Source organism: Pseudonocardia hydrocarbonoxydans, assembly GCF_006539565.1.
Taxonomy (GTDB): domain Bacteria; phylum Actinomycetota; class Actinomycetes; order Mycobacteriales; family Pseudonocardiaceae; genus Pseudonocardia; species Pseudonocardia hydrocarbonoxydans.
Genome location: NZ_BJNG01000003.1, coordinates 197,471 through 218,932, shown reverse-complemented (window position 1 = coordinate 218,932; position 21,462 = coordinate 197,471). Strand labels below are relative to the sequence as shown.

18 protein-coding genes are annotated in these 21,462 nt (G+C 74.3%); 10 read left to right on the top strand and 8 right to left on the bottom strand.

From position 1 onward, the window contains the following. Positions 1 to 53: 53 nt before the first annotated feature. Entirely contained in the window at positions 54 to 827 is a 774-nt protein-coding gene (locus PHY01_RS02350; protein ID WP_141276514.1) for an LLM class F420-dependent oxidoreductase, read from the bottom strand. A 191-nt stretch (positions 828 to 1,018) separates the two neighbouring features. Here PHY01_RS02350 and PHY01_RS02345 point away from each other — a divergent pair, with 191 nt between their 5' ends. Then, on the top strand, positions 1,019 to 1,693 hold the full coding sequence (locus PHY01_RS02345; protein WP_141276513.1) for a DUF742 domain-containing protein: 675 nt from the start codon (positions 1,019 to 1,021) through the stop codon (positions 1,691 to 1,693). A gap of 43 nt (positions 1,694 to 1,736) precedes the next feature. After that, positions 1,737 to 2,939, top strand: a complete 1,203-nt coding sequence (locus tag PHY01_RS02340) for an acyl-CoA dehydrogenase family protein (protein ID WP_246085636.1) — start codon at positions 1,737 to 1,739, stop codon at positions 2,937 to 2,939. A 31-nt stretch (positions 2,940 to 2,970) separates the two neighbouring features. Here PHY01_RS02340 and PHY01_RS02335 read toward each other — a convergent pair whose 3' ends face one another. Continuing rightward, positions 2,971 to 3,360, bottom strand: a complete 390-nt coding sequence (locus tag PHY01_RS02335; RefSeq protein WP_141276511.1) for a hypothetical protein — start codon at positions 3,358 to 3,360, stop codon at positions 2,971 to 2,973. Between the two features lie 126 nt (positions 3,361 to 3,486). Then, the gene (locus tag PHY01_RS02330; RefSeq protein WP_141276510.1) at positions 3,487 to 6,048 is read right to left on the bottom strand and encodes a DEAD/DEAH box helicase; all 2,562 of its coding nucleotides are present in this window, start codon (positions 6,046 to 6,048) and stop codon (positions 3,487 to 3,489) included. Positions 6,049 to 6,117: 69 nt separating this feature from the next. Here PHY01_RS02330 and PHY01_RS02325 point away from each other — a divergent pair, with 69 nt between their 5' ends. The 4 genes from PHY01_RS02325 to PHY01_RS26950 all read left to right on the top strand — a co-directional run bounded on the left by PHY01_RS02325 (position 6,118) and on the right by PHY01_RS26950 (position 11,475). Beyond that, a complete protein-coding gene (locus PHY01_RS02325) occupies positions 6,118 to 7,908 on the top strand; it encodes an ATP dependent DNA ligase (RefSeq protein ID WP_141276509.1) in 1,791 nt (596 codons plus the stop codon). A 73-nt stretch (positions 7,909 to 7,981) separates the two neighbouring features. Further along, a complete protein-coding gene (locus PHY01_RS02320; RefSeq protein WP_141276508.1) occupies positions 7,982 to 8,680 on the top strand; it encodes a beta-phosphoglucomutase family hydrolase in 699 nt (232 codons plus the stop codon). Continuing rightward, positions 8,677 to 11,052 carry a glycoside hydrolase family 65 protein gene (locus PHY01_RS02315; RefSeq protein WP_141276507.1) on the top strand — a complete coding sequence of 792 codons (2,376 nt, stop codon included), beginning with the start codon at positions 8,677 to 8,679 and terminating at the stop codon, positions 11,050 to 11,052. The genes PHY01_RS02320 and PHY01_RS02315 overlap by 4 nt, the downstream gene beginning before the upstream one ends. Positions 11,053 to 11,121: 69 nt before the next feature. Beyond that, on the top strand, positions 11,122 to 11,475 hold the full coding sequence (locus PHY01_RS26950) for a TraR/DksA family transcriptional regulator (protein ID WP_218029974.1): 354 nt from the start codon (positions 11,122 to 11,124) through the stop codon (positions 11,473 to 11,475). On the opposite strand, the gene PHY01_RS02305 is transcribed toward PHY01_RS26950, so the two are convergent. Next, positions 11,472 to 11,681, bottom strand: a complete 210-nt coding sequence (locus PHY01_RS02305; protein WP_141276506.1) for a hypervirulence associated TUDOR domain-containing protein — start codon at positions 11,679 to 11,681, stop codon at positions 11,472 to 11,474. The genes PHY01_RS26950 and PHY01_RS02305 overlap by 4 nt on opposite strands. Before the next feature lie 71 nt (positions 11,682 to 11,752). Here PHY01_RS02305 and PHY01_RS02300 point away from each other — a divergent pair, with 71 nt between their 5' ends. Together PHY01_RS02300 and PHY01_RS02295 are read left to right on the top strand one after the other, a co-directional pair. Continuing rightward, the gene (locus PHY01_RS02300; protein ID WP_141276505.1) at positions 11,753 to 12,298 is read left to right on the top strand and encodes a type 1 glutamine amidotransferase domain-containing protein; all 546 of its coding nucleotides are present in this window, start codon (positions 11,753 to 11,755) and stop codon (positions 12,296 to 12,298) included. A gap of 9 nt (positions 12,299 to 12,307) precedes the next feature. Continuing rightward, positions 12,308 to 12,802, top strand: a complete 495-nt coding sequence (locus PHY01_RS02295) for a DUF6328 family protein (RefSeq protein ID WP_141276504.1) — start codon at positions 12,308 to 12,310, stop codon at positions 12,800 to 12,802. Here PHY01_RS02295 and PHY01_RS02290 read toward each other — a convergent pair. Then, the gene (locus PHY01_RS02290) at positions 12,786 to 13,562 is read right to left on the bottom strand and encodes an RNA polymerase sigma factor SigF (RefSeq protein ID WP_246085635.1); all 777 of its coding nucleotides are present in this window, start codon (positions 13,560 to 13,562) and stop codon (positions 12,786 to 12,788) included. The genes PHY01_RS02295 and PHY01_RS02290 overlap by 17 nt on opposite strands. A gap of 110 nt (positions 13,563 to 13,672) precedes the next feature. On the opposite strand from PHY01_RS02290, the gene PHY01_RS02285 reads away from it, so the two are divergent. Continuing rightward, a complete protein-coding gene (locus PHY01_RS02285; RefSeq protein WP_502266614.1) occupies positions 13,673 to 16,075 on the top strand; it encodes a HelD family protein in 2,403 nt (800 codons plus the stop codon). Here the strand turns inward: PHY01_RS02285 and PHY01_RS02280 are convergent. The 3 genes from PHY01_RS02280 to PHY01_RS02270 form a co-directional block, all read right to left on the bottom strand. Continuing rightward, positions 16,059 to 16,895, bottom strand: coding sequence for an N-acetylmuramoyl-L-alanine amidase (locus PHY01_RS02280; RefSeq protein WP_141276502.1), 837 nt, complete (start codon positions 16,893 to 16,895; stop codon positions 16,059 to 16,061). The genes PHY01_RS02285 and PHY01_RS02280 overlap by 17 nt on opposite strands. Positions 16,896 to 17,175: 280 nt before the next feature. Beyond that, a complete protein-coding gene (gene recQ / locus PHY01_RS02275) occupies positions 17,176 to 18,999 on the bottom strand; it encodes a DNA helicase RecQ (protein ID WP_141276501.1) in 1,824 nt (607 codons plus the stop codon). A gap of 76 nt (positions 19,000 to 19,075) precedes the next feature. Further along, positions 19,076 to 20,197, bottom strand: a complete 1,122-nt coding sequence (locus PHY01_RS02270; protein ID WP_141276500.1) for an epoxide hydrolase family protein — start codon at positions 20,195 to 20,197, stop codon at positions 19,076 to 19,078. An 85-nt stretch (positions 20,198 to 20,282) separates the two neighbouring features. On the opposite strand from PHY01_RS02270, the gene PHY01_RS02265 reads away from it, so the two are divergent. Then, the gene (locus PHY01_RS02265; RefSeq protein ID WP_141276499.1) at positions 20,283 to 21,461 is read left to right on the top strand and encodes an acyl-CoA dehydrogenase family protein; all 1,179 of its coding nucleotides are present in this window, start codon (positions 20,283 to 20,285) and stop codon (positions 21,459 to 21,461) included. The last annotated feature ends 1 nt before the right edge of the window (position 21,462 follow it).

Here is a 21,462-nt window from a genome sequence, read left to right as displayed (position 1 = left end):
GCCCGATCCGTCAGGGCGGGTGCGGCCGGACCGCGCCCGCCCCGCCGCGTCGCTCAGCCGCGGTCGTCGCGCCAGGCGATCCACTCCTTGAGCAGCCCGAGGTCGTAGTCCGGCCCGCCGACCCCGACGGTGAACAGGGTCGCCCCGGCGGCGACGAGGGCGTCGGCGACGTCACCGGGCGCCTTCTGGACGCCGATCGAGCGCTCGATCTCCGCGGGCGCGCGGCCCACGTCGGCGCAGTGGCCGTCGAGGACGGCGTTCTTGCGGGTGAGCACGTCGACGTCGCCGAAGCTGTGCCAGATCTGGGCGTGCTCGGCGGTGTAGCGCAGCGTCTTGCGCTCCCCGCCGCCGCCGATCAGGATCGGGATCTGCCGGGTCGGCGCCGGGTTGAGCCGCGCCCAGCGGTCGCGGATGCGGGGCAGCGCCTGCGCGAGGTCGGCCAGCCGGGAGCCCGCGGTGCCGAACTCGTAGCCGTACTCGTCGTAGTCGCGCTCGAACCAGCCCGCCCCGATGCCCAGGATGAGCCGGCCGTCGGAGATGTGGTCGACGGTGCGCGCCATGTCGGCGAGCAGCTCGGGGTTGCGGTAGCTGTTGCAGGTGACCAGCGCGCCGATCTCGACCCGGCTGGTGGCCTCGGCCCAGGCGCCGAGCATCGTCCAGCATTCGAAGTGCTTGCCGTCGGGCTCGCCGTAGAGGGGGAAGAAGTGGTCCCAGTTGAACACGATGTCGACGCCCGCGTCCTCGGCCTCGGCGACGGCCCGGCGGATCTGGGCGTAGTCGGCGTGCTGGGGCTGGAGCTGGACTCCGATCCGGATGGGGTGGGTCATGCTCCGATCCTGGCACCGGACCCGCCCGCCCGCCCGGCCGGCGAGCGGCCGGGGTCGGGCGGCACCGTCGGTGACCGGGCCGGGCCGCGGGCCTCACCGGATCGGGTGGATCGGCGCGGCGCGTCACGTCGTCACGGCCGTGGAACGGCGGCGCAACACATCCGAAACGCGGCCCGTCCATCGTGCCGCCCATGGCTGACCCCGCCGACGACCCCGGTCCCGAGGTCGGGCTGACCGGTGCCCGGTTCGCCGGGGCGTCGCGTGCGCGCCGCGGGCGGCGCCCGGCACCCGTCGACCCGGTTCCCGCCGACCCGGTTCCCGTCGACGCGGCACCCGGTGACACGGCCCCGGCCGTGCCCGACGACGGGTCGGTCGGCCTCACCGGTGCGCGCTTCGGCGGGTCCTCCCGGCGGCGTCGCGAACGGCTGCGCGCCGAGGAGGAGCGGGTCGAGCGGCTGCGCGCGCCCGCCCCGGCACCGGTCCCGGTGCCCGCCCCGGCACCCGCGCCCCCGCCGGTGGTGGAGGCGCCGGCCGAGCCGTCGCCGTACGCGATCGTGCGGCCCTACGTCCTGACCGGTGGTCGCACCCGGGCGGGGGTGAGCTTCGCCGTGGAGGCGCTGGTCACCGCGACCGGCCCCGGCCACGCCGGCGAGCCGGTGGACCACACCCGCATCCGCGCGCTGTGCCGCGGGCCCCGCTCCGTGGCCGAGGTCGCCGCGCTGCTGGAGGTGCCGCTCGGGGTGGTGCAGGTCCTGCTGGGCGACATGCTCGCCGCCGGGGCGGTGCGGGTCCACCGCACCGCCGACGCGGGCGGCCCGGACCTCGCGCTCATGGAGCGGGTGCTCGCGGGCCTGCGCAGGCTCTGAGCCTGCTGTCGCGGAGCGCCCCGCGGTGTGGCAGAACATGCGGGTGACCACCGACGATCCGATGCCGCCCCCCGTCCCCGTCGTCTCCCCGCCGTACCACACCCCCGAGCGCGAGGCGCTGCAGGCGCGGGCCCGCACGTTCGCCGCGGAGCGGGTGCTCCCCGTCGCCGACGAGCTGGACCCGGTGAAGGGCGAGATCCCCCGGTCGCTGCTCGAGGAGATGGCGGGGGAGGGTTGGTTCGGCATCACCGTCGACCGCGAGCACGGCGGCATGGGCCTGGGCGCGTTCGAGTACTGCATGGTGGCCGAGGAGCTGGCCAGGGCGTGGATGAGCGTCGGCAGCATCATCGCCCGCGCGCAGGGCGCCGGCACCGACGTGGCCGACCCGGCGCGGCGCGCGGAGCTGTTGCGGCGCAGCGCCAAGGGGGAGTGGATCGGGGCCATCGCGCTGTCCGAGCCGGACGCGGGCTCCGACCTGGCGGGCGTCGCCACCCGCGCCGTCCGCGACGGCGACGAGTTCGTCGTCACCGGGCGCAAGCGCTGGACCGGCAACGCGAAGGCCGCCGACTTCATCCAGGTGCTGGTGCGCACCGCCGATCCCGGGCCCGACGAGAAGCGCTCGGCCGGGCTGGCCACGCTGCTGGTGGAGAAGGAGCGCGACACCTTCCCCGACGGCATCACCGGCCGCCCCATCGACAAGATCGGCTACCACGGCTTCGTCACCTGGGACCTGGAGTTCGACGGCTTCCGGGTGCCGGTGGGCAACCAGATCGGGACGGCCGGGTTCGCCGACGCCCAGAAGTGGCTCAACATCGCCCGGGTGCACACCGCGGCCCGGGCCGTGGGGCTGGCGCGGGCGGCGGTCGAGGACTGCATCGGCTACCTGCAGGACCGCGAGCAGTTCGAGCACCCGATCGGCGACTTCCAGGCCGTCCGCTTCACCCTCGCCGACATGGCCGCGCGCGTCGAGCAGGCCCGGGCGTTCTACCAGCACGTCGCCCACCTGATCGACCTCGGGCAGCCGTGCGAGCGGGAGGCCGCGATGGTGAAGCTGATGGCCACCGAGATGGCCGCCGAGGTCACCGGCGACGGCATCCAGCTGCACGGCGGCAACGGCTACACCACCGAGCACCAGGTGGAGCGGCACTGGCGCGACGCCCGCCTCACCACGATCTTCGAGGGCACCAGCGAGATTCAGCGCAAGATCATCGCCGACCGCCTGCTGCCGCGCAGCCCGCTCGGGTAGCCGTCGGCGCCACCACGTGCGGACGGGGGAGTCAGGTCGCGGCGGGTGGGGTCGGGGTCTGCTTGCGCCGCCCGCCGCGCTGCATGTCGCCGGTGGTGGTGCGCCGTCCCGGGTCGATCAGCCGCTTCCATTTGCCCTGGGCGGCCTGCCGGCTCGACAGCTGGGCCTGCACGGCGTCGGCGGTCTGCTGCCAGGTCAGCCCGTCGGAGCGGAGCTTGCGGATGAGGTCACGCTCGTAGTAGTCCGCGAGCCGGCGCATCTCCTGCACCAGGGCGTACCAGGCCGCGGCCCCGTCGTGGGTGAGCACGCCGGTGTTCGCCCGTTCCTTCAGGCCGTCGAGCTGCTGGGTGATCGACTCGCGCTGCTTCGCGATCGACGGGTCGGCGCGTTCGAGCCAGCGCTGGGCCTCCTCGTACTTCATTGGTCATTGATACATTGACGCCTTCCTCCGGTCAATCTTTCGACGACCCTCGCTGCGGGCGGAGGAGGACCCGTCGGTCGGTCGAGCCGGGACGGGATGCCGCGGCGTGCGGCGCCGGACGGCCGGTCAGGGGGCGGGGGAGAACCCGCCCAGCGGCTCCACCCCGGTGACCCACACGACCGGCGCGCCCTCCTCGTCGGACGCGGCGAGGTCGACCTCGGCGGTGATCGCCCAGTCGTGGTCGCCGTCGGGGTCGTCGAGGACCTGGCGCACCAGCCAGCGCTCGGGCTCGGCGGTGATCGTGATGAGCTGGGGCCCGCGGGCGTCGGGGCCGGTGCCGATCGCGGTCATGGTGTCGCCGTGGAGCTCGAAGTAGGGCAGCAGCGCCTCGCGCCAGGCCGCGGCGTCCCAGCCCGCGGCGCCGTCGAGCTCGCCGAGCAGGTCCCAGCGCCGGAACGCGGCCAGCTCGACGCGGCGGAACATCGCGTTGCGCACCAGCACCCGGAACGCGCGCACGTTGCGGGTGACGCCCGCGGGCCCGGTGTCGAGCGAGGGGGGCACGATCTCGTCGCCGGTGCCGGCACCGGCCGCGAGCGCCTCCCACTCGTCGAGCAGCGAGGAGTCGACCTGGCGCACCAGCTCGCCGAGCCACTCGATGACGTCGGTCAGCTCCTCGGTGCGGGCCTGGTCGGGCACGGTCTGGCGCAGCGCCCGGTAGGTGTCGGCCAGGTAGCGCAGCACCAGGCCCTCCGACCGCGCGAGCTGGTAGTGCGAGACGTACTCCACGAAGGTCATCGAGCGCTCGAACATGTCGCGGGCCACCGACTTGGGCGACAGCCGGGCGTCCTCGACCCACGGTGCCCCGCGGCGGTAGGTCTCCAGCGCGGCGTTCAGCAGCTCGTCGAGCGGCTTGGGCCAGGTGACGTCCTCGAGCAGCGCCATCCGCTCCTCGTACTCGATGCCCTCGGCCTTCATCGCGGCGACGGCCTCGCCCTTGGCCTTGCTCTGCTGGGCGTAGAGGACCTGGCGGGGGTCGTCGAGGGTGGCCTCGACGACCGAGAGCACGTCCATCGCGTAGCCGGGGGACTCCCGGTCCAGCAGCTCCAGCGACGCCAGTGCGAACGGCGACAGCGGCTGGTTGAGGGCGAAGTCGAGCTGCAGGTCGCCGACCACCCGCACCCGCCGGCCCTCCGCGTCCGGCTCGGGGAGCTCCTCCACCACACCGGAGGCCCGCAGCGCCCGGTAGATGGCGATCGCCCGCAGGATGTGGCGGCGCTGGCGGGGCCGCGGCTCGTGGTTGTCCTCCAGCAGGTGCCGCATGGCCGCGAACGCGTCGCCCGGCCGGGAGATGACGTTGAGCAACATGGCGTGCGTGACCTGGAAGTGGCTGGTCAGCGCCTCGGGTTGGGCGGTCTGCAGCTTCTCGAAGCTCACCTGCGACCAGCCGACGAAACCCTCCGGCGGCTGGGTGCGCACCACCCGCTTGAGCTTCTTCGCGTCGTCACCGGCCTTCGCGACCCGCCGGGCGTTCTCCACCTCGTGGTCCGGCGCCTGCGACACCACGGTGCCGACGGTGTCGTAGCCCGCCCGGCCCGCCCGTCCGGCGATCTGGTGGAACTCGCGTGCCTTGAGCGGTCGGGTGCGGGTGCCGTCGTACTTGGCCAGGGCGGTGAACAGCACCGTGCGGATCGGCACGTTGATCCCGACGCCGAGGGTGTCGGTGCCGCAGATGACCCGCAGCAGCCCGGCCTGCGCGAGGGTCTCCACCAGCCGCCGGTAGCGGGGGAGCATGCCCGCGTGGTGCACGCCGATCCCGTGGCGCACCAGCCGCGACAGCGTCTTGCCGAACCCGGAGGTGAACCGGAAGTTCCCGATCAGGGCGGCGATGGCCGCCTTGTCCTCCTTCGACGTGACGTTGACGCTCATCAGCGACTGCGCCCGCTCGATCGCCGACTGCTGGGTGAAGTGCACGACGTACACCGGCGCCTGGCTGGTCGTGATCAGCTCGGTGATCGTCTCGTGCACCGGGGTGTAGACGTACTGGTAGAGCAGCGGCACCGGCCGCTCGACGGAGGTGATGACGGCGGTGGGCCGGCCGGTGCGCCGCGTCAGGTCCTCCTCGAAGAACGAGACGTCGCCCAGCGTCGCGCTCATCAGCAGGAACTGCGCCTGCGGCAGCTCGATCAGCGGCACCTGCCAGGCCCAGCCGCGGTCGGGGTCGGCGTAGAAGTGGAACTCGTCCATCACGACCGAGCCGACGTCGGCGTCGCGGCCGGACCGCAGCGCGATGTTGGCCAGGATCTCCGCGGTGCAGCAGATGATCGGCGCCTGCTCGTTGACCGCGGCGTCCCCGGTGAGCATGCCGACCTTGTCGGGGCCGAACACGTCGATCAGGGCGAAGAACTTCTCGCTGACCAGCGCCTTGATCGGGGCCGTGTAGAACGTGCGCTGCCCGCGCGCCAGCGCCGCGGCGTGCGCCCCGATCGCCACCAGCGACTTCCCGGACCCGGTGGGCGTCGAGAGGATCACGTTGCTGCCGGTGACCAGCTCCAGCAGTGCCTCCTCCTGCGCCGGGTACAGCGACAGGCCCTGCTCCTCGAAGGCCCAGTCGGTGAACGCCTCGACGAGGGCGTCGGGATCGACGGGGGAGTCGGCGGAGCCGGGCGGGAGGCGGTCGGTGAGCGTCATGGTGCCCCGATCGTCCCCTGTGCGCCGCGGCGGTGCCGGAGGTGGGGGTGGGCGGATACGGTGACGCCCGTGACGGGGGCCGCATCCGACGACGGCGTGCCCCGCCTCGTCCCGCCGATGATGCCCGCGGTGACCTCGGGCGACCCGCCGACCGGGCCGGACTGGCGTGTCGAGGTGGCGTGGACCGGCCACCGCTGCGTCGCCTACGTCCACCCGCCGGGTCCGGGTCGCGCGGGCCGGGTGCGGCTGTTGTCCGGCGCCGACAACTCCATGACCCACGCCTATCCCGAGTTCTCGGCCCCGCTGCTGGCCCGCTGCCCGCCGGGCGGGATGGTGCTCGACGGCACGATCGTCGCTCGCGGCGAGGAGCACGCCGCCCGGCCCCGGCTGCTCAAGCGCCGGCACTCCCGTTACAAGCCCAGCGAGCACGACATCGCGGCCGTCCCGGTCGACCTGCAGGTCGCCGACCTGCTCTTCTTCGACGGCCACGACACCACCGGCCTGCCCTACCGCGAGCGTCGCGCGCTGCTGGAGGGCCTCGGGCTCGACGGCGCCCCGGTGTGGACGACGGCCCTGTTCCCGGCCACCGAGCTGGGGTCGATCATGCGGATCGCCGCGGCCGAGGGCATCGACGCCTTCCACGCCCGGCACCTCGGTGCCCGCTACCGGCCCGGCGGCCGGTCCAAGTTCTGGCTGCGCGTGCCGGTGCAGCGCACGCGCCAGGTCGTCATCGGGGGGTGGACGCCGACCGACCCGCACCGCCCCGACGCGATCGGCACCCTGCTGCTCGGCGCGCCCGACGGCGACCGGCTGCGCTACGTCGGGCGCGTCGGCATCGGGGTCGAGGAGCGCCGCCGCCTCGACGCCGACCTGCGTGGCGGCGCCCGGGACGAGTCGCCGTTCACCACCGCACTGCCCGAGGACGCCGCCCGGCACGCGGTGTGGGTGCTGCCCGACCTGGTGGGCCTCGTCGAGTTCACCGGCTGGGTCGGCGGCACGCGGATGCGGCTGCCGCTCTGGCGCGGGCTGGCCCGGCTCGACGACCTCGACGACTCGCAGTGGGCGGTCCCGCCCGCCCCCAGCACCCCGCCCGTCCCCAGCACCCCGCCCGCCCCCGCCGGCCCGCCCGAGCCCGGCCCCCCGCCCGAGCCCGGCACCGCTCCCGAGCCCGGCACCGCTGCCGAGCCCGGCGGCCCGCCCGCACCCGCCGCGGCCCGGCCGTCCGCCGGCGCCACGGGTGCCGGTCCCGGCGCTCCGGGATCCGGGACGGCGGCCGCCGTCCCCACCGCCGGGCGGACCGCGTCCGGCTCCCCGGACGGGACGTCCGCATCCGGTGCCGCGGCCTCCGGGCCCGGTGTGACGGTCGACGCGTCCCCGGTGCAGGCCGCCCCCGCCGCCGTCCCGGCGGGGGAGCCGGCCGCTCCGGAGGTCCGCCGTCTGGAGCAGCACTTCGTCTACAACTCCCTCAACACCATCGCCGCCCTGATCCGCACCGACCCGTTCCGGGCCCGGGAGTTGCTGTTCGGCTTCGCCGACCTGTCCCGTACCGCCGACGGCCCGCCGGAGAGCACGGTGGCGCGCGAGATGGAGTCGGTGCGGGCCTACCTGCAGATCGAGCAGGCCCGGTTCGGGCCGCGGCTGCGGGTCGAGATCGACCTCGACGACGAGGTCGCCCCGGTCCCGGTGCCGACGATGGCGGTGCTGACGGTGGTCCGGGAGGCCGTGCAGAAGGGCATCGAACCGCGGCGGGAGGGGGGCCTGCTGTCCGTCGCCGCCCGCCGCGACGACGCCGGGTGCGAGGTCGCGGTCACCGCGGCGGGGGAGACCGCCCGGCTGCGGTTCGCCGGCCCCGGCCCGTGACCGGGTCGACGCCGGGTGAACTCCGGGCGGGCACCGCTCGGCCGTGATCGATGCAGTGGGTACGGTTCGCCCCATGCTGGGCCTCCCCGACGGCACGCGCGCGTGCCTCTTCGACCTCGACGGCGTACTCACCGACACCGCGAGCGTCCACGCCGCCGCCTGGAAGCAGATGTTCGACGACTATCTGCGCGAGCGCGACGGCGAGGGCTACCGCCCGTTCGACGTCACCGCCGACTACGGCCCCTACGTCGACGGCAAGCCGCGGCTCGACGGCACCGACTCGTTCCTGCGCTCGCGCGGCATCGAGCTCGACCACGACGAGCTCGTGCGGCTCTCGACGATCAAGAACGAGCTGGTGCAGGAGAAGATCGTCTCCGTCGGGGTGGAGGTGTACCCGGGCTCGGTCCGCTACCTGCGCGCCGTCCGCGACGCGGGCCTGGCCACCGCTGTCGTGTCGTCGAGCGCCAACGCCGAGCAGGTGCTGCGCGTCGCCGACCTCGCGCAGTACATCGACCACCGCGTCGACGGCGTGACGGCCAGGGAGCGGGGGCTGCCCGGCAAGCCGGCCCCCGACACGTTCCTCGCCGCGGCCGCCGACCTGGGCGTCGACAAGGCCCACGCCGCCGTGTTCGAGGACGCCATCGCCGGGGTGGCGGCCGGGAAGGCGGGCGGGTTCGGGTTCGTGGTGGGGGTCGACCGCCTCGACCACGCCGACAAGCTCCGCGCCGAGGGGGCCGAGGTGGTCGTCGAGGACCTGGAGGAGCTGCTGTGAGTCCCGATCCCGGGCGGGCGTTCACCGTCGAGCCGTGGGTGGTGCGCGAGCCGAACCTCGACCTGGCGGCACTCGGCCAGGCCGAGTCGGTCTTCGCGCTGTCCAACGGCCACATCGGCCTGCGCGGCAACCTCGATGAGGGCGAGCCGCACGACACCCCGGGCACCTACCTGAACTCGTTCTACGAGAAGCGCCCGCTCCCGTACGCCGAGGGCGGCTACGGCTACCCCGAGTCCGGCCAGACGATCATCAACGTCACCAACGGCAAGCTGATCCGGCTGCTGGTGGAGGACGAGCCGCTGGACCTGCGCTACGGCCGCGTGCACCGCCACGAGCGGGTGCTGGACCTGCAGGCGGGCACGTTGACCCGCGAGGTCGAGTGGGAGTCCCCGGCCGGTCGGGTGGTGCGGCTGCGCACCGAGCGGCTGGTGTCGCTCACCCAGCGGGCGATTGCCGCCATCCGCTACGAGGTCGAGGTGCTCGCCGGGCCGATCGATCCGGGCTCGGCGCTGCTGGTCGTCCAGTCCGAGCTGGTCGCCAACGAGGCCCTGCCCGCCCGCGACGACGACGACCCGCGCGTCGAGGCCGCGATGACCGACCCGCTGGTGGCCGAGCAGCACCGGCACGGCGAGACCAGCGCCACGCTGGTGCACCAGACCCGCGCGTCGGGGCTGCGGGTGGCCGCGGCGATGGACCACGAGGTGCACGGGCCCGACGGCCTGCAGATCTCCTCCGAGGCCACCCCCGACATCGCCCGCACCACGATCATCTCGCGGCTGGAGCCCGGCCGTCGGCTGACCGTCGTGAAGTACCTGGCCTACGGCTGGTCCTCGCGGCGCTCGCTCTCGGCCGTGCACGACCAGGTCCGGGCCGCGCTGGCCGCGGCCCGCTACACCGGCTGGTCCGGGCTGGTCGACGAGCAGCGCGCCTACCTCGACGACTTCTGGCTCACCGCCGACATCGAGATCGACGGCGACGCGGAGCTGCAGCAGGCCGTCCGCGTCGCGATCTTCCACGTGCTGCAGGCCGGGGCGCGCGCCGAGCGCCGGGCCATCGGGGCCAAGGGGCTCACCGGCCCCGGCTACGACGGGCACACGTTCTGGGACACCGAGACGTTCTGCCTGCAGCTGCTCAGCCACGTCGCCCCCGAGGCCGCCGCCGACGCGCTGCGCTGGCGGCAGTCGATCCTGCCGCTGGCCAAGGAGCGCGCCGAGCAGCTGGGGCTCAAGGGCGCGGCCTTCCCGTGGCGCACCATCCGCGGCCACGAGTGCTCGGGCTACTGGCCGGCGGGCACCGCGGCGTTCCACATCAACGCCGACATCGCCGACGCCGTGCGCCGCCACGTCGCGGCCACCGGCGACATCGAGTTCGAGAAGGAGGTCGGGCTCGAGCTGCTGGTGGAGACCGCGCGGCTGTGGCGCTCGCTGGGCCACCACGACTCGGCGGGGGAGTTCCGCATCGACGGGGTCACCGGCCCGGACGAGTACACCGCGATCGTCGACAACAACGTCTACACCAACCTCATGGCGCAGCTGAACCTGCGCGTCGCCGCCGACACCGCGGCCCGGCACTCCCGTGCGGCGGCCAAGCTCGGCGTCGACGCCGAGGAGATGGCGAGCTGGCGCGACGCGGCGACGTCGATGCGGATCCCCTACGACGAGAGCCTCGGCGTGCACCCGCAGTCGGAGGGCTTCACCGACCACCAGGTGTGGGACTTCGAGAACACCAAGCCCGACATGTACCCGCTGCTGCTCAACGTCCCTTACTTCGACCTGTACCGGAAGCAGGTCTCCAAGCAGGCCGACCTGGTGCTGGCCATGCAGCTGCGGCCCGACGCGTTCACCCCGGACCAGGTGGAGCGCAACTTCGCCTACTACGAAGCGATCACGGTGCGCGACTCGTCGCTCTCGGCGTGCACGCAGGCGGTGATGGCGGCCCGCTGCGGGCACCTGGACCTGGCCTTCGACTACCTCGCGGAGTCGGCGCTGGTCGACCTGAACGACCTCGCGGGCAACTCCGACCACGGCGTGCACATCGCGTCGATGGCGGGCACCTGGATCGCGGTCGTCCAGGGCTTCGGCGGGATGCAGTGCGACTCCACCGGCCTGCGGTTCGCGCCCCGGCTGCCCCCCGCGCTGTCGCGGATCTCGTTCGGCCTGCGCTGGCAGGGGCGCCAGCTGCGTATCGAGGTCACCCCGGACGGCACCCAGTACCAGCTGGTCAGCGGCCCCCCGATGCGCCTGACCCACCACGGCGAGGCGCTCGCGCTGGCCGAGGACCCGGTGCTGCGGGTCAACCCCGACCCGCAGCGCGTGGACCCGGTGGAGCAGCCGTTCGGCCGGGCGCCCCGGGCCCGGCACCCCGGCGGCTGACGGGCGGTTCGGGCGGGGGACATCGGGGTATGCACCCGTGTTCATGTCTCCCCACCCGGAAGGACCCCCGTGGACCTCGACACCGCCCGCACGCTGCTCACCACCGAGCTGGAGAGCCTCGACGAGCGCGCCCGCTTCGCCGAGCGCACCCGCGCCGAGGCCTCCGGCGGCACCGAGGAGGGCGCCCTGGGCCAGCACCCCGGTGACTACGGCTCCGAGACCGCCGAGGCGATGGACTCCGAGATGCTCGTCGACACCGTCGCCGACCAGCGCCGGTCGGTGCAGGAGGCGCTGGAACGCGTCGAGAACGGCACCTACGGCACCTGCGCGGTGTGCGGCACGGCGATCGACGACGAGCGTCTCGAGGCCCGTCCCGAGGTGGCGACGTGCCGCGAGCACGCCGACACCGCGGTCGTGGGCTAGTCGTCCTTCTCCAGGGCGTCGGGCTTGTGCACGGCGTCCTTGCCGCTCTTGTCGCTGCGCACCCGGTACTGCGGGTCGTCCTCGGAGGCGCGCACGGTGCGTCCGGCGGCCTCGGTGTCGTCGGTGATCTTCTCCTCGACGGTGCCCTCGGTGGTCGTGCCGTGGGTCCGCCAGGTGACGTGGTCGCCCTTCTCGAACTCGCTCATGGTGCGCGAGTACCCCGCCGCGGACCGGGTAACCACCGCTCGTCCACCCGAGGACCGACGAGAGGCAGCACATGACGGACAGGCTCAACGGCAAGCGGATCGCGATGCTCGCCACCGACGGCGTCGAGCAGGTGGAGCTGACGGCCCCGCGCGACGCGGTGCTGGCCCACGGCGCGACGGTCGACCTGGTGTCGATCGCCGAGGGCAAGATCCAGGCGATGAACGGCGACATCGAGCCGGCGGAGACCTTCGCGGTCGACCGGGTCGTGGGGGCCGTCTCCGTCGACGACTACGACGCGCTGCTCATGCCCGGTGGCACCGTCAACGGCGACAAGCTCCGCGTCGACGACGACGCCCGGTACCTGGTGCAGGCGTTCGTGACCGCAGGCAAGCCCGTCGCCGCGATCTGTCACGCCCCGTGGACGCTGATCGACGCGGGTGTCGTGCAGGGCCGCACGCTCACCTCGTTCCCCAGCGTCTGGACCGACCTGCGCAACGCGGGCGCGACCGTCGTCGACGAGGAGGTGGCGGTGGACGGGAACCTGATCACCAGCCGCAACCCCGACGACCTCGACGCGTTCTGCGCGGCCGTCGTGGACGCGGTCGAACGAGGCTGACCTGCGGCGATGGTCCGGCCGGACGATCGTGGCGAGGGCCCGCTGCAGCGGGCCGACCGCAACATGCTCGAACTGCTGCAGGAGCTGCGCGTCGCCCAGACCGGGGTGCAGATCCTGTTCGCGTTCCTGCTGACGCTGTCGTTCACCGAGCGGTTCGGCCGGATCGACGAGATGCAGCGCTGGACCTACGTGGTGACGCTGCTGCTCTCGGTGCTGACGGCGGGCCTGCTGGTCGGGCCCGCCGCGGCGCACCGGGTGACGTTCGGGCACGGCGTCAAGGCCGAGACGGTGCGCTTCGGGCAGCGCCTGTTCGTCACCGGACTGGCGACGCTCGCGCTCACCCTCACCGGAGCGGTGCTCCTGGTCCTCGACGTCGCTGTCGGGCGGTGGTTCGCGGTGCCCGCGGCCGTCGGGGTGGGGATCGTGCTGGTGGGGCTGTGGTTCGTGCTGCCCCGGCCCCTGCGCGGTGACGGCGGTGACGCTGGGCTCAGCCCGCCGCGTTGAGCTTCTCCCGCAGCTGCCGCAGGGTCTGCGCGAGCAGCCGCGACACGTGCATCTGCGACACCCCGACCCGGTCGGCGATCTGGGTCTGCGTCATGTTGCCGAAGAAGCGCAGCACCAGGATGGTCCGCTCGCGCGGCGCCAGCTCGTCGAGCAGGGGCGCGAGGGTCTCCCGGTACTCCACGTTCTCCAGCGCGGCGTCGGCGGAACCCAGCGTGTCGGCCAGCGGGGTCTCCCCGCCCGCGACCAGCTCGTCGAGCGAGGTGTTGCGGTAGGCCTGCTGGGCGTCGAGACCCTCCAGCACCTCGTCGACGGACAGGCCCAGGCGCGCGGCGATCTCGCTGGGGCGCGGCGCCCGGCCCAGCTCCTGCGACAGCGGCCCGACCGCACCCGAGATCGTCGACTGCAGGTCCTTGAGCCGCCGGGGCACCCGCATCGCCCAGGTGCGGTCGCGGAAGTGCCTGCGGATCTCCCCGGTGATCGTGGGCACGGCGTAGGACAGGAAGTCGCTGCCGTGCGCGGGGTCGAAGCGGTCGACGGCTCCGAGCAGCCCGATCGTGCCGGCCTGCTCCAGGTCGTCGGCCGGCTCGCCCCGGCCGGAGAACCGGCGGGCGATGTGCCGGACGACCGGGAGGTGGCCGGTGACCAGGCGCGACCGCACCTCGGCGCGGTCGGGATGGTCGGCGGGAAGGGCGGCCAGCTCGGCGAAGAGGGGCTCGAGGTGGGCGTACTCGGAGTCGCGGGAGGCCTCGGGTGCGGGCACCACACGGCATACCCGTGGGCCGGGCGGCGGAAACGCCCGCGGCGGTCGCCGCAGCCGCGCTGGTAGCTTGGACAGTCGCCGTTTCTCGAGCCCGTGAAGGTGATCCGCCGGTGTCGAACAGCACGTCCCCCGGGTCGCCCGGCGTCGAGGACAACGCGGGTGAGCGCCCCGACGACGGCATCGAGCACGAGCGCCGCTACGTCGCCATGCTCTACGGCAGGCTCGACGCCCGGCGCGCGGAGACGGCGCAGCGGCTGCACGACGCCCTGCACGAGGAGACCGTCGGCACCCCGCAGGCGCTCACCGAGCGCGACGCGGCCGCCGCGATGTACACCGACCGGCTCGCGGCGCTGCGGGCCGCCGAGCACGGGCTGGCGTTCGGCCGCCTCGACGCCGCCGACGAACCCGACGGCTCGCCGGGGGAGCGGCGCTACATCGGCCGGCTGGGCCTGCTCGACGAGGACCACGACTACGAGCCGCTGCTGATGGACTGGCGCGCGCCCGCCGCGCAGCCCTTCTACACCGCCACGGCGGCGTCGCCGGAGGGCATGCGCCGGCGCCGGCACCTGCGCACCCGCCGCCGCGAGGTCCTGGCCATCGACGACGAGGTGCTCGACCTCGACGCCGCCGACGCCGGCACCCGCTCGTCGGGGCTCACCAGCGAGGCGGCGCTGCTCGCCGCGGTGGGGGCGCGGCGCACCGGGCGGATGGGCGACATCGTCGCCACCATCCAGTCCGAGCAGGACGCCGTCATCCGGTCCAAGCCCTCGGGCGTGCTGGTGGTGCAGGGCGGGCCGGGCACCGGGAAGACCGCCGTCGCGCTGCACCGCGCGGCCTACCTGCTCTACACCCACCGCGACCGCCTGGCCCGGCGCGGCGTGCTCGTCGTCGGCCCCAACCCGACGTTCCTGCGCTACATCGGGCAGGTGCTGCCGTCGCTGGGGGAGACCAGCGTCGTGCTCGGCACCGTCGGGCAGCTGTTCCCGAACCTCGACGCCCGCCGTCCCGAGCCCGCCGAGACCGCGGAGGTGAAGGGGCGGGCCGACATGGCCGCCGTCATCGCCGCGGCCGTGCGCGACCGCCAGCAGGTGCCGCGCCGTCCCGTCGAGCTCGACGTGGAGGGGCAGCGGATCCGGCTCGACCGGGACCTCGCGAACTCCGCGCGCACCCGGGCCCGCCGCTCCCGCAAGCCGCACAACGAGGCCAAGCGGATCTTCCACAAGGAGGCGGTGAACCTGCTCGCGCAGCAGGCCGCCCGTGGGCTGGGCGGCGCGGGGCTGAACTCCTCGCGCTTCCTCGACGCGGGCGACCTCGCCGACATCCGCGAGGAGCTCACCGAGAGCCGCGAGCTCACCCGCGCGCTCGACGAGCTGTGGCCCACGCTCTCGGCCGAGCAGCTGCTCACCGACCTGTTCTCCGACGCCCGGCGGCTGGGCTCGGTGGCGCGGCGCCTGCCCGCGGCCGACCGCGCGCGCCTGGAGCGTCCCGTCCCCGCCGACGACGTGCCGCCCGGGCTGCGCTGGTCCCCGGCCGACGTCCCGCTGCTCGACGAGGCCGCCGAGCTGCTCGGCGACGACGGCGCCGAGCAGGCCGCCCGCGAGGCGGCGGCGCTGCGCGAGGAGGTCCTCTACGCCCAGGGCGTCCTCGACGTCCTCGACCTGGAGGAGGACCTCGACGACGAGCTGCTGCGCGCGGGCGACGTCGTCGACGCCGACCGGCTGGCCGAGCGCCAGGCCGTGCGCCGCTACGACTCCACCGCCGAGCGGGCCGCGGCCGACCGGGAGTGGACCTACGGCCACGTCATCGTCGACGAGGCGCAGGAGCTCTCGGCGATGGCGTGGCGGCTGGTGATGCGGCGCTGCCCGAGCCGGTCGATGACGCTGGTCGGCGACATCGCCCAGACCGGCGACCTGGCCGGTGCCTCCTCGTGGGCGCAGGTGCTCTCGCCCTACGTGGCGAACCGCTGGCGCCTGGAGCAGCTCACCGTCAACTACCGCACGCCGTCGGAGATCGCCGACGTCGCCGACGACGTGCTGGCCGTCATCGAGCCGGGGCTCGCCGCGCCGCGCTCGGTCCGCAGCACCGGCGTGCCACCCCGGGCGGTGTCCGTCGCCGGCGACGCCCTCGACGACGTCGTGGCCAAGGTGCTGGCGGAGGAGTCGGGCGCGGTGCCCGACGGGCGCACCGTCGTGCTCGCCCCGGCCGCGCGGGTCCGGGACCTGCGGCTGCGCCTGCTCGGCGCGGCAGAACCGGAGGCGGGCCCGGACACCCCCGACGGCCCGGCCGACCCGAGCGTCGACCTGGAGTCGCCGGTCGTGGTGCTGCCGGTCGCCTCGGCCAAGGGGCTGGAGTTCGACGCCGTGGTGCTCGTGGAGCCCGCCGAGATCCTCGACGAGTCCCCGCGCGGGGCCAACGACCTCTACGTCGCCCTGACCCGCGCCACGCAGCGCCTGGCGGTGGTGCACGCGCGGGCGTTGCCCCCGATGCTGCACCGGCTCACCGCAGGAACGTGAGGATCCCGGCCGCGATCGCCTCCGCGTAGCGCTGCCGGTCCGCCTCGCTCGACACCAGCGCGGCCTCGCCCGGGTTGCGCATGTTGGCGCACTCGACGAGCACGGTCGGGCGGGTGGCGTGGTTGAGGCCCGCGAGGTCGCCGCGCGGGGACAGGGCCTGGTCCCCGATGTAGTCGGAGTCGGGGAAGCCCGCGGTGCGCATCGCGTCACGGACGGCGAGGGCCAGCTCCCTGGCCGCTCCGCCCTGCGCGGGGGCGAGCGGCGGGTCGGACAGGGCGACGTGGAAGCCGCGGTCCGCCGCGGCGGAGCCGTCGGCGTGGACGGAGACCACCGCGTCGGCGTCGGCGGCCTCGCCCGCCCGGCCGCGCTCGTCGACGCAGGGGCCCACGCCGGCGTCGTCGGGACGGGTGAGGACCACGCGCACCCCGGCGGCCTCCAGCGCGCGCCGCACCCGCTGCGCGACGTCCCAGGTGAAGGCGTGCTCGGGGTACCCGGCGTCGGTCTCGGTGCCGGTGGTGTTGCAGGCCTTGGTGCCGCCGCGACCGTCGGGCACCGGGCGGTTGATCTCCGCCGGGTTCGCGCCGTTGCCGCCGTTGTGCCCGGGGTCGAGGACGACGACGGGCGGGTCCGGCGCGGGGGTGGCGACCGGGGCCGGGGCCGGTGTCGGGGACGCGGGCGGGGTCGGGGATTCGGGCGGGACCGGGGACGCGGGCGAGACCGGGGACGCGGACGACGCGGCCGGGGCCGGGACCGCCGCGCCCCCGCACCCCGCCAGCACCACCGCCGCGACCACCACCCCGACCAGCCGCCCCACCCTCATGCCCCGAGCATGGCAGCCCCGCGGCCGGCCCCACCGGAACCCGACCCGCGCGTCGGACCGCCGCGACGGATACGGGATCGCGACGAGGCGGGCGCCGTCACCCCCGGCGGCCGCGACTCGCGCAGGGTCACGACCACGGGCGATGATCGCCGCGAACCGCACGTGACCGCCCTGTCGGGGGCCGTGCGGTGCGGATGTTCCCGATCACGGCACACCTGCACCGACGAGGTCGTCCGCCGCACGGTGCAGCCCGTCCCGGGCCGGGTCTGCGCGACCGCGGTCAGGCGTCGGCGAGCGCGTCGAGGACGCCCTGGCCGTACTTGGCCAGCTTGTTCTCCCCGATCCCGCTGATCGCGCCCAGCGCGGCCAGGGAGTCGGGGCGGCGGGTGGCGATCTCCTCCAGCACCGCGTTGTGGAAGATCACGTACGCGGGCACGCCCTGCTCCTTGGCCGTGGCCCCCCGCCAGGCCCGCAGCCGCTCGAAGACCGGGGCCAGCTCCGGGGCGAGGGCGGGGGCGTCGCCGCGGGGGGACCGGGACCGGGTGCGGGTGGCCTTCACCGGGTCGCGCCGCATCGGCACCTCGCGGTCGCCGCGCAGCACCTCCGCGCTGGCGTCGGTGAGGGCGAAGGTCTGGTACGCGCCCTGGACGGCGAGCAGCCCTTGGGCGAGCAGCTGCCGGACGACCGCGCGCCACTCCGGCTCCGACAGGTCGGCGCCGACCCCGAACACCGAGAGCTCGTCGTGGGCGAACTGCTCGATCTTCGCGGTGCGCTTGCCCGTGACGATGTCGATCAGATGCCCGGCCCCGAAAGACTGGTTGCGCTCCTTCTTCAGCCGCCACACCGCGGAGAGGATCTTCTGGGCGGGCACGGTGCCGTCCCAGGACTCGGGCGGGGACAGGCAGGTGTCGCAGTTGCCGCACGGCTCGCTCGCCTGCCCGAAGTAGTCCAGCAGCCGCACCCGGCGGCACTGCACCGTCTCGCACAGCGCCAGCATCGCGTCCAGGTGCTGGGCGAGGCGGTGCCGGTGCGCCCGGTCGCCCTCGGACTCGTCGATCATCTTGCGCTGCTGCACGACGTCGGCCAGGCCGTAGGCGAGCCACGCGGTGGACGGCAGCCCGTCGCGGCCCGCGCGACCGGTCTCCTGGTAGTAGCCCTCCACGGACTTGGGCAGGTCGAGGTGGGCGACGAACCGCACGTCGGGCTTGTCGATGCCCATGCCGAACGCGATCGTCGCGCACATGACGACGCCCTCCTCCCGCAGGAAGCGCGACTGGTGCCGCGCGCGGACGCCCGCGTCGAGCCCCGCGTGGTAGGGCAGCGCCGGGATCCCCTGCCCGACGAGGAACTCCGCGGTCTGCTCCACCGACTTGCGCGACAGGCAGTAGACGATGCCGGCGTCGCCGGGGTGCTCGGTGCGCAGCAGGTCCAGCAACTGCTTGCGGGGCTCGTTCTTGGGCGCGATCCGGTACTGGATGTTGGGCCGGTCGAAGCTCGCGACGACCTGCTTGGCGCCGGTCAGGTCGAGCCGCTGCGCGATCTCGGCGCGGGTGGCCTCGGTGGCGGTGGCGGTCAGCGCGATGCGCGGGACCTCGGGCCAGCGCTCGTGCAGGTCGGACAGGGCGAGGTAGTCGGGCCGGAAGTCGTGGCCCCACTGCGCGACGCAGTGCGCCTCGTCGATGGCGAACAGCGCGATCCGGCCGCGCCCGAGCAGCGACAGGGTGGAGGGCACCCGCAGCCGCTCGGGGGCGAGGTAGAGCAGGTCGAGCTCGCCGTCGAGGTAGGCGCGCTCGGTGTCGCGGCGCTCGTCGGGGTTCTGGGTGGAGTTGAGGAACCCGGCCCGCACGCCCAGGGCCCGCAGGGCGTCGACCTGGTCCTGCATGAGGGCGATCAGCGGGGAGACCACGACCCCCGTGCCCGGCCGGACCAGCGCCGGGACCTGGTAGCACAGCGACTTGCCCCCACCGGTGGGCATGAGCACCAGCGCGTCGCCCCCGGCGCAGACGTGCTCGATCACCTCCTGCTGCGGGCCCCGGAACGCGTCGTAGCCGAAGACCCGGCGCAGGACGTCCAGGGGTGCCGGCGCGGTGTCGGGGAGGCTCACCCGGCCGATCCTACGAGGCCCGCCGCGTCGTCGCGGCCGAACACCGCCGCCGGCCAGCGGACGACCGGGGCGGGCGTCACCGGTGCGGGCGCAGTGCCGCGCGCAGGTCGTCGACGATCGCGGCGGGCTGCTCCAGCGCCCCGAAGTGCCCGCCGTCGGCCAGCTCGGTCCAGCGGGTGATCGTGGTGGTCCGCTCGGCGATCCGGCGGACCGGGGAGCCGATGTCGTGGGGGAGCACCGCGACGGCCGTGGGCACCGTCGACGGGGTGTCGGAGGATCCCCAGCTCGCGGCGCCCTCCCGGTAGTAGCGTGCTGCCGACGCCGCGGTGCCGTTGAGCCAGTAGATCATCACGTTGGTGAGCAGCAGGTCGCGGTCGAGGACCGCGTCGGGGGCGCTCCACTCGAGGAACGCGTCGGCGATCCAGGCGAGCAGGCCGACGGGGGAGTCGGACAGCCCGAACGCGAGCGTCTGCGGGCGGGTGCCCTGGATCTGCGCGTAGCCGCCGAGCTCGTAGGTGTAGCGGTACCCCTGCTCGACCGCACGGCGCTCGGTCGGGTCGGACATGTCGGCGGTCTCGGCGGTCACCGTCGCCGACATGATCTGCGTGAGGTGCAGGGCCGCGCAGTGCTGCGGGTCGACGACCCCGAGCTCGCGGGAGATCACCGCGCCGAAGTCGCCGCCGTGCGCGGCGTAGCGGTCGTGGCCGAGCCGGCGCATCAGCTCGGCCCACAGCGGCGCGACGGACTCCGCGGTGCGCCCGGAGACGGGTCCGCCGAACCCGAAGCCTGGGATGGTCGGCACCACGACGTGGAAGGCGTCGGCCGCGTCGCCGCCGTGGGCGACCGGGTCGGTCAGCGGGCCGATGACGTCGAGGAACTCGACGACCGAGCCGGGCCAGCCGTGGGTGAGCACGAGCGGGAGCGCGCCGGGCTCGGCCGAGCGCACGTGCAGGAAGTGCACGGTGTCGCCGTCGATCTCCGTGGTGAACTGCGGGAACGCGTTGAGCCGCGCCTCCTGGGCCCGCCAGTCGTACCCGTCGCGCCAGTGCCCGGTCAGCGCGCGCACGTCGTCGAGCGGGGCGCCGAACGTCCGGCCCGTGCCGGGCTTCTCGTCGGGCCAGCGGGTGTGGTCGAGGCGCCGGGCGAGGTCGTCCAGCTCGGCCTGCGGAACGTCGATACGGAACGGCGTGATCTCCATGGGGACCACGGTAGGGTCCACTGCGGCCACTTCCTGGCCGCAATCCGGCCGGGCGCGCGGACGCCGCCGGTGCCACCCTGATGCGATGACCGCCGAACCGCTCACCGGTGACTTCTTCCGCTTCGCCGACGCCCTCACCGACGACGAGCGCGAGATCGTCGCCCGGGTGCGCGAGTTCCTGGCGGAGGAGGTCGCGCCCGTCGCCCTGGAGCACTGGACGAAGGCCGAGTTCCCGCACCACCTCATCCCCGGGTTCGCGGGGCTGAACATCGCGTCCCTGCCCTACGACGGCCTCGACGGCCCGGCCGCGCGCCGGCAGCTCATCGGGTTCGTGTCGATGGAGATCGCGCACACCGACCCGTCGCTGAACAGCTTCTTCGGCATCCACAACGGCCTCGCGATGGGCAGCATCGACCTGTGCGGCTCGCCCGAGCAGCGCGAGCGCTGGCTGCCCGCGATGGGGCGGATGGAGAAGATCGGCGCGTTCGGGCTGACCGAGCCGCACGGCGGGTCCGACGTCGCGCGCGGCCTGGAGACCACCGCCCGCCGCGAGGGCGACGAGTGGGTGATCGACGGCGAGAAGCGCTGGATCGGCAACGGCACGTTCGCCGACCTGGTCGTGATCTGGGCCCGGGACGTCGCGGACGACTCGGTCAAGGGCTTCGTGGTGGAGCAGGACAACCCCGGCATGACCACCACGAAGATGGAGAACAAGATCGCCCTGCGCACCGTGCAGAACGCCGACATCGTGCTCAGCGGCTGCCGCGTGCCCGAGGCCGACCGCCTGCAGGAGGCGCACTCCTTCGCCGACACCAACAAGGTGCTGCGCCGCACCCGCGGCGGCGTGGCCTGGGGCTCCACCGGCACGATGATGGCGGCCTACGAGCTGGCGCTGGCCTACGCGCAGGAGCGCGAGCAGTTCGGCCGCCCGATCGCCGGGTTCCAGCTCGTGCAGGACCTGCTCGTGCGGATGCTCGGCAACATCACCGCCTCCCTCGGCATGGCCGTGCGCCTGGCCGAGATGCAGGAGGCGGGGGAGGCCCGCGACGAGCACGCCGCGCTGGCCAAGGAGTTCTGCACGTCACGGATGCGGGAGACCGTCGCCGCCGCGCGCGAGGTCGTCGGCGGCAACGGGGTGGTGCTGGACTACGGCGTCGGCAAGTTCTTCGCCGACGCCGAGGCGCTGTACTCCTTCGAGGGCACCAGGCAGATCAACACCCTCGTGGTGGGCCGGGCGATCACCGGGCAGTCCGCCTTCGTCTGAG

Excerpts from the sequence above, each read along its gene's own strand:
- PHY01_RS02350 (WP_141276514.1), bottom strand. The coding sequence starts at position 827 with ATGACCCACCCCATCCGGATCGGAGTCCAGCTCCAGCCCCAGCACGCC.
- PHY01_RS02345 (WP_141276513.1), top strand. The coding sequence starts at position 1,019 with ATGGCTGACCCCGCCGACGACCCCGGTCCCGAGGTCGGGCTGACCGGT.
- PHY01_RS02335 (WP_141276511.1), bottom strand. The coding sequence starts at position 3,360 with ATGAAGTACGAGGAGGCCCAGCGCTGGCTCGAACGCGCCGACCCGTCG.
- PHY01_RS02330 (WP_141276510.1), bottom strand. The coding sequence starts at position 6,048 with ATGACGCTCACCGACCGCCTCCCGCCCGGCTCCGCCGACTCCCCCGTC.
- PHY01_RS02320 (WP_141276508.1), top strand. The coding sequence starts at position 7,982 with ATGCTGGGCCTCCCCGACGGCACGCGCGCGTGCCTCTTCGACCTCGAC.
- PHY01_RS02305 (WP_141276506.1), bottom strand. The coding sequence starts at position 11,681 with ATGAGCGAGTTCGAGAAGGGCGACCACGTCACCTGGCGGACCCACGGC.
- PHY01_RS02300 (WP_141276505.1), top strand. The coding sequence starts at position 11,753 with ATGACGGACAGGCTCAACGGCAAGCGGATCGCGATGCTCGCCACCGAC.
- PHY01_RS02295 (WP_141276504.1), top strand. The coding sequence starts at position 12,308 with ATGGTCCGGCCGGACGATCGTGGCGAGGGCCCGCTGCAGCGGGCCGAC.
- PHY01_RS02280 (WP_141276502.1), bottom strand. The coding sequence starts at position 16,895 with ATGAGGGTGGGGCGGCTGGTCGGGGTGGTGGTCGCGGCGGTGGTGCTG.
- PHY01_RS02270 (WP_141276500.1), bottom strand. The coding sequence starts at position 20,197 with ATGGAGATCACGCCGTTCCGTATCGACGTTCCGCAGGCCGAGCTGGAC.
- PHY01_RS02265 (WP_141276499.1), top strand. The coding sequence starts at position 20,283 with ATGACCGCCGAACCGCTCACCGGTGACTTCTTCCGCTTCGCCGACGCC.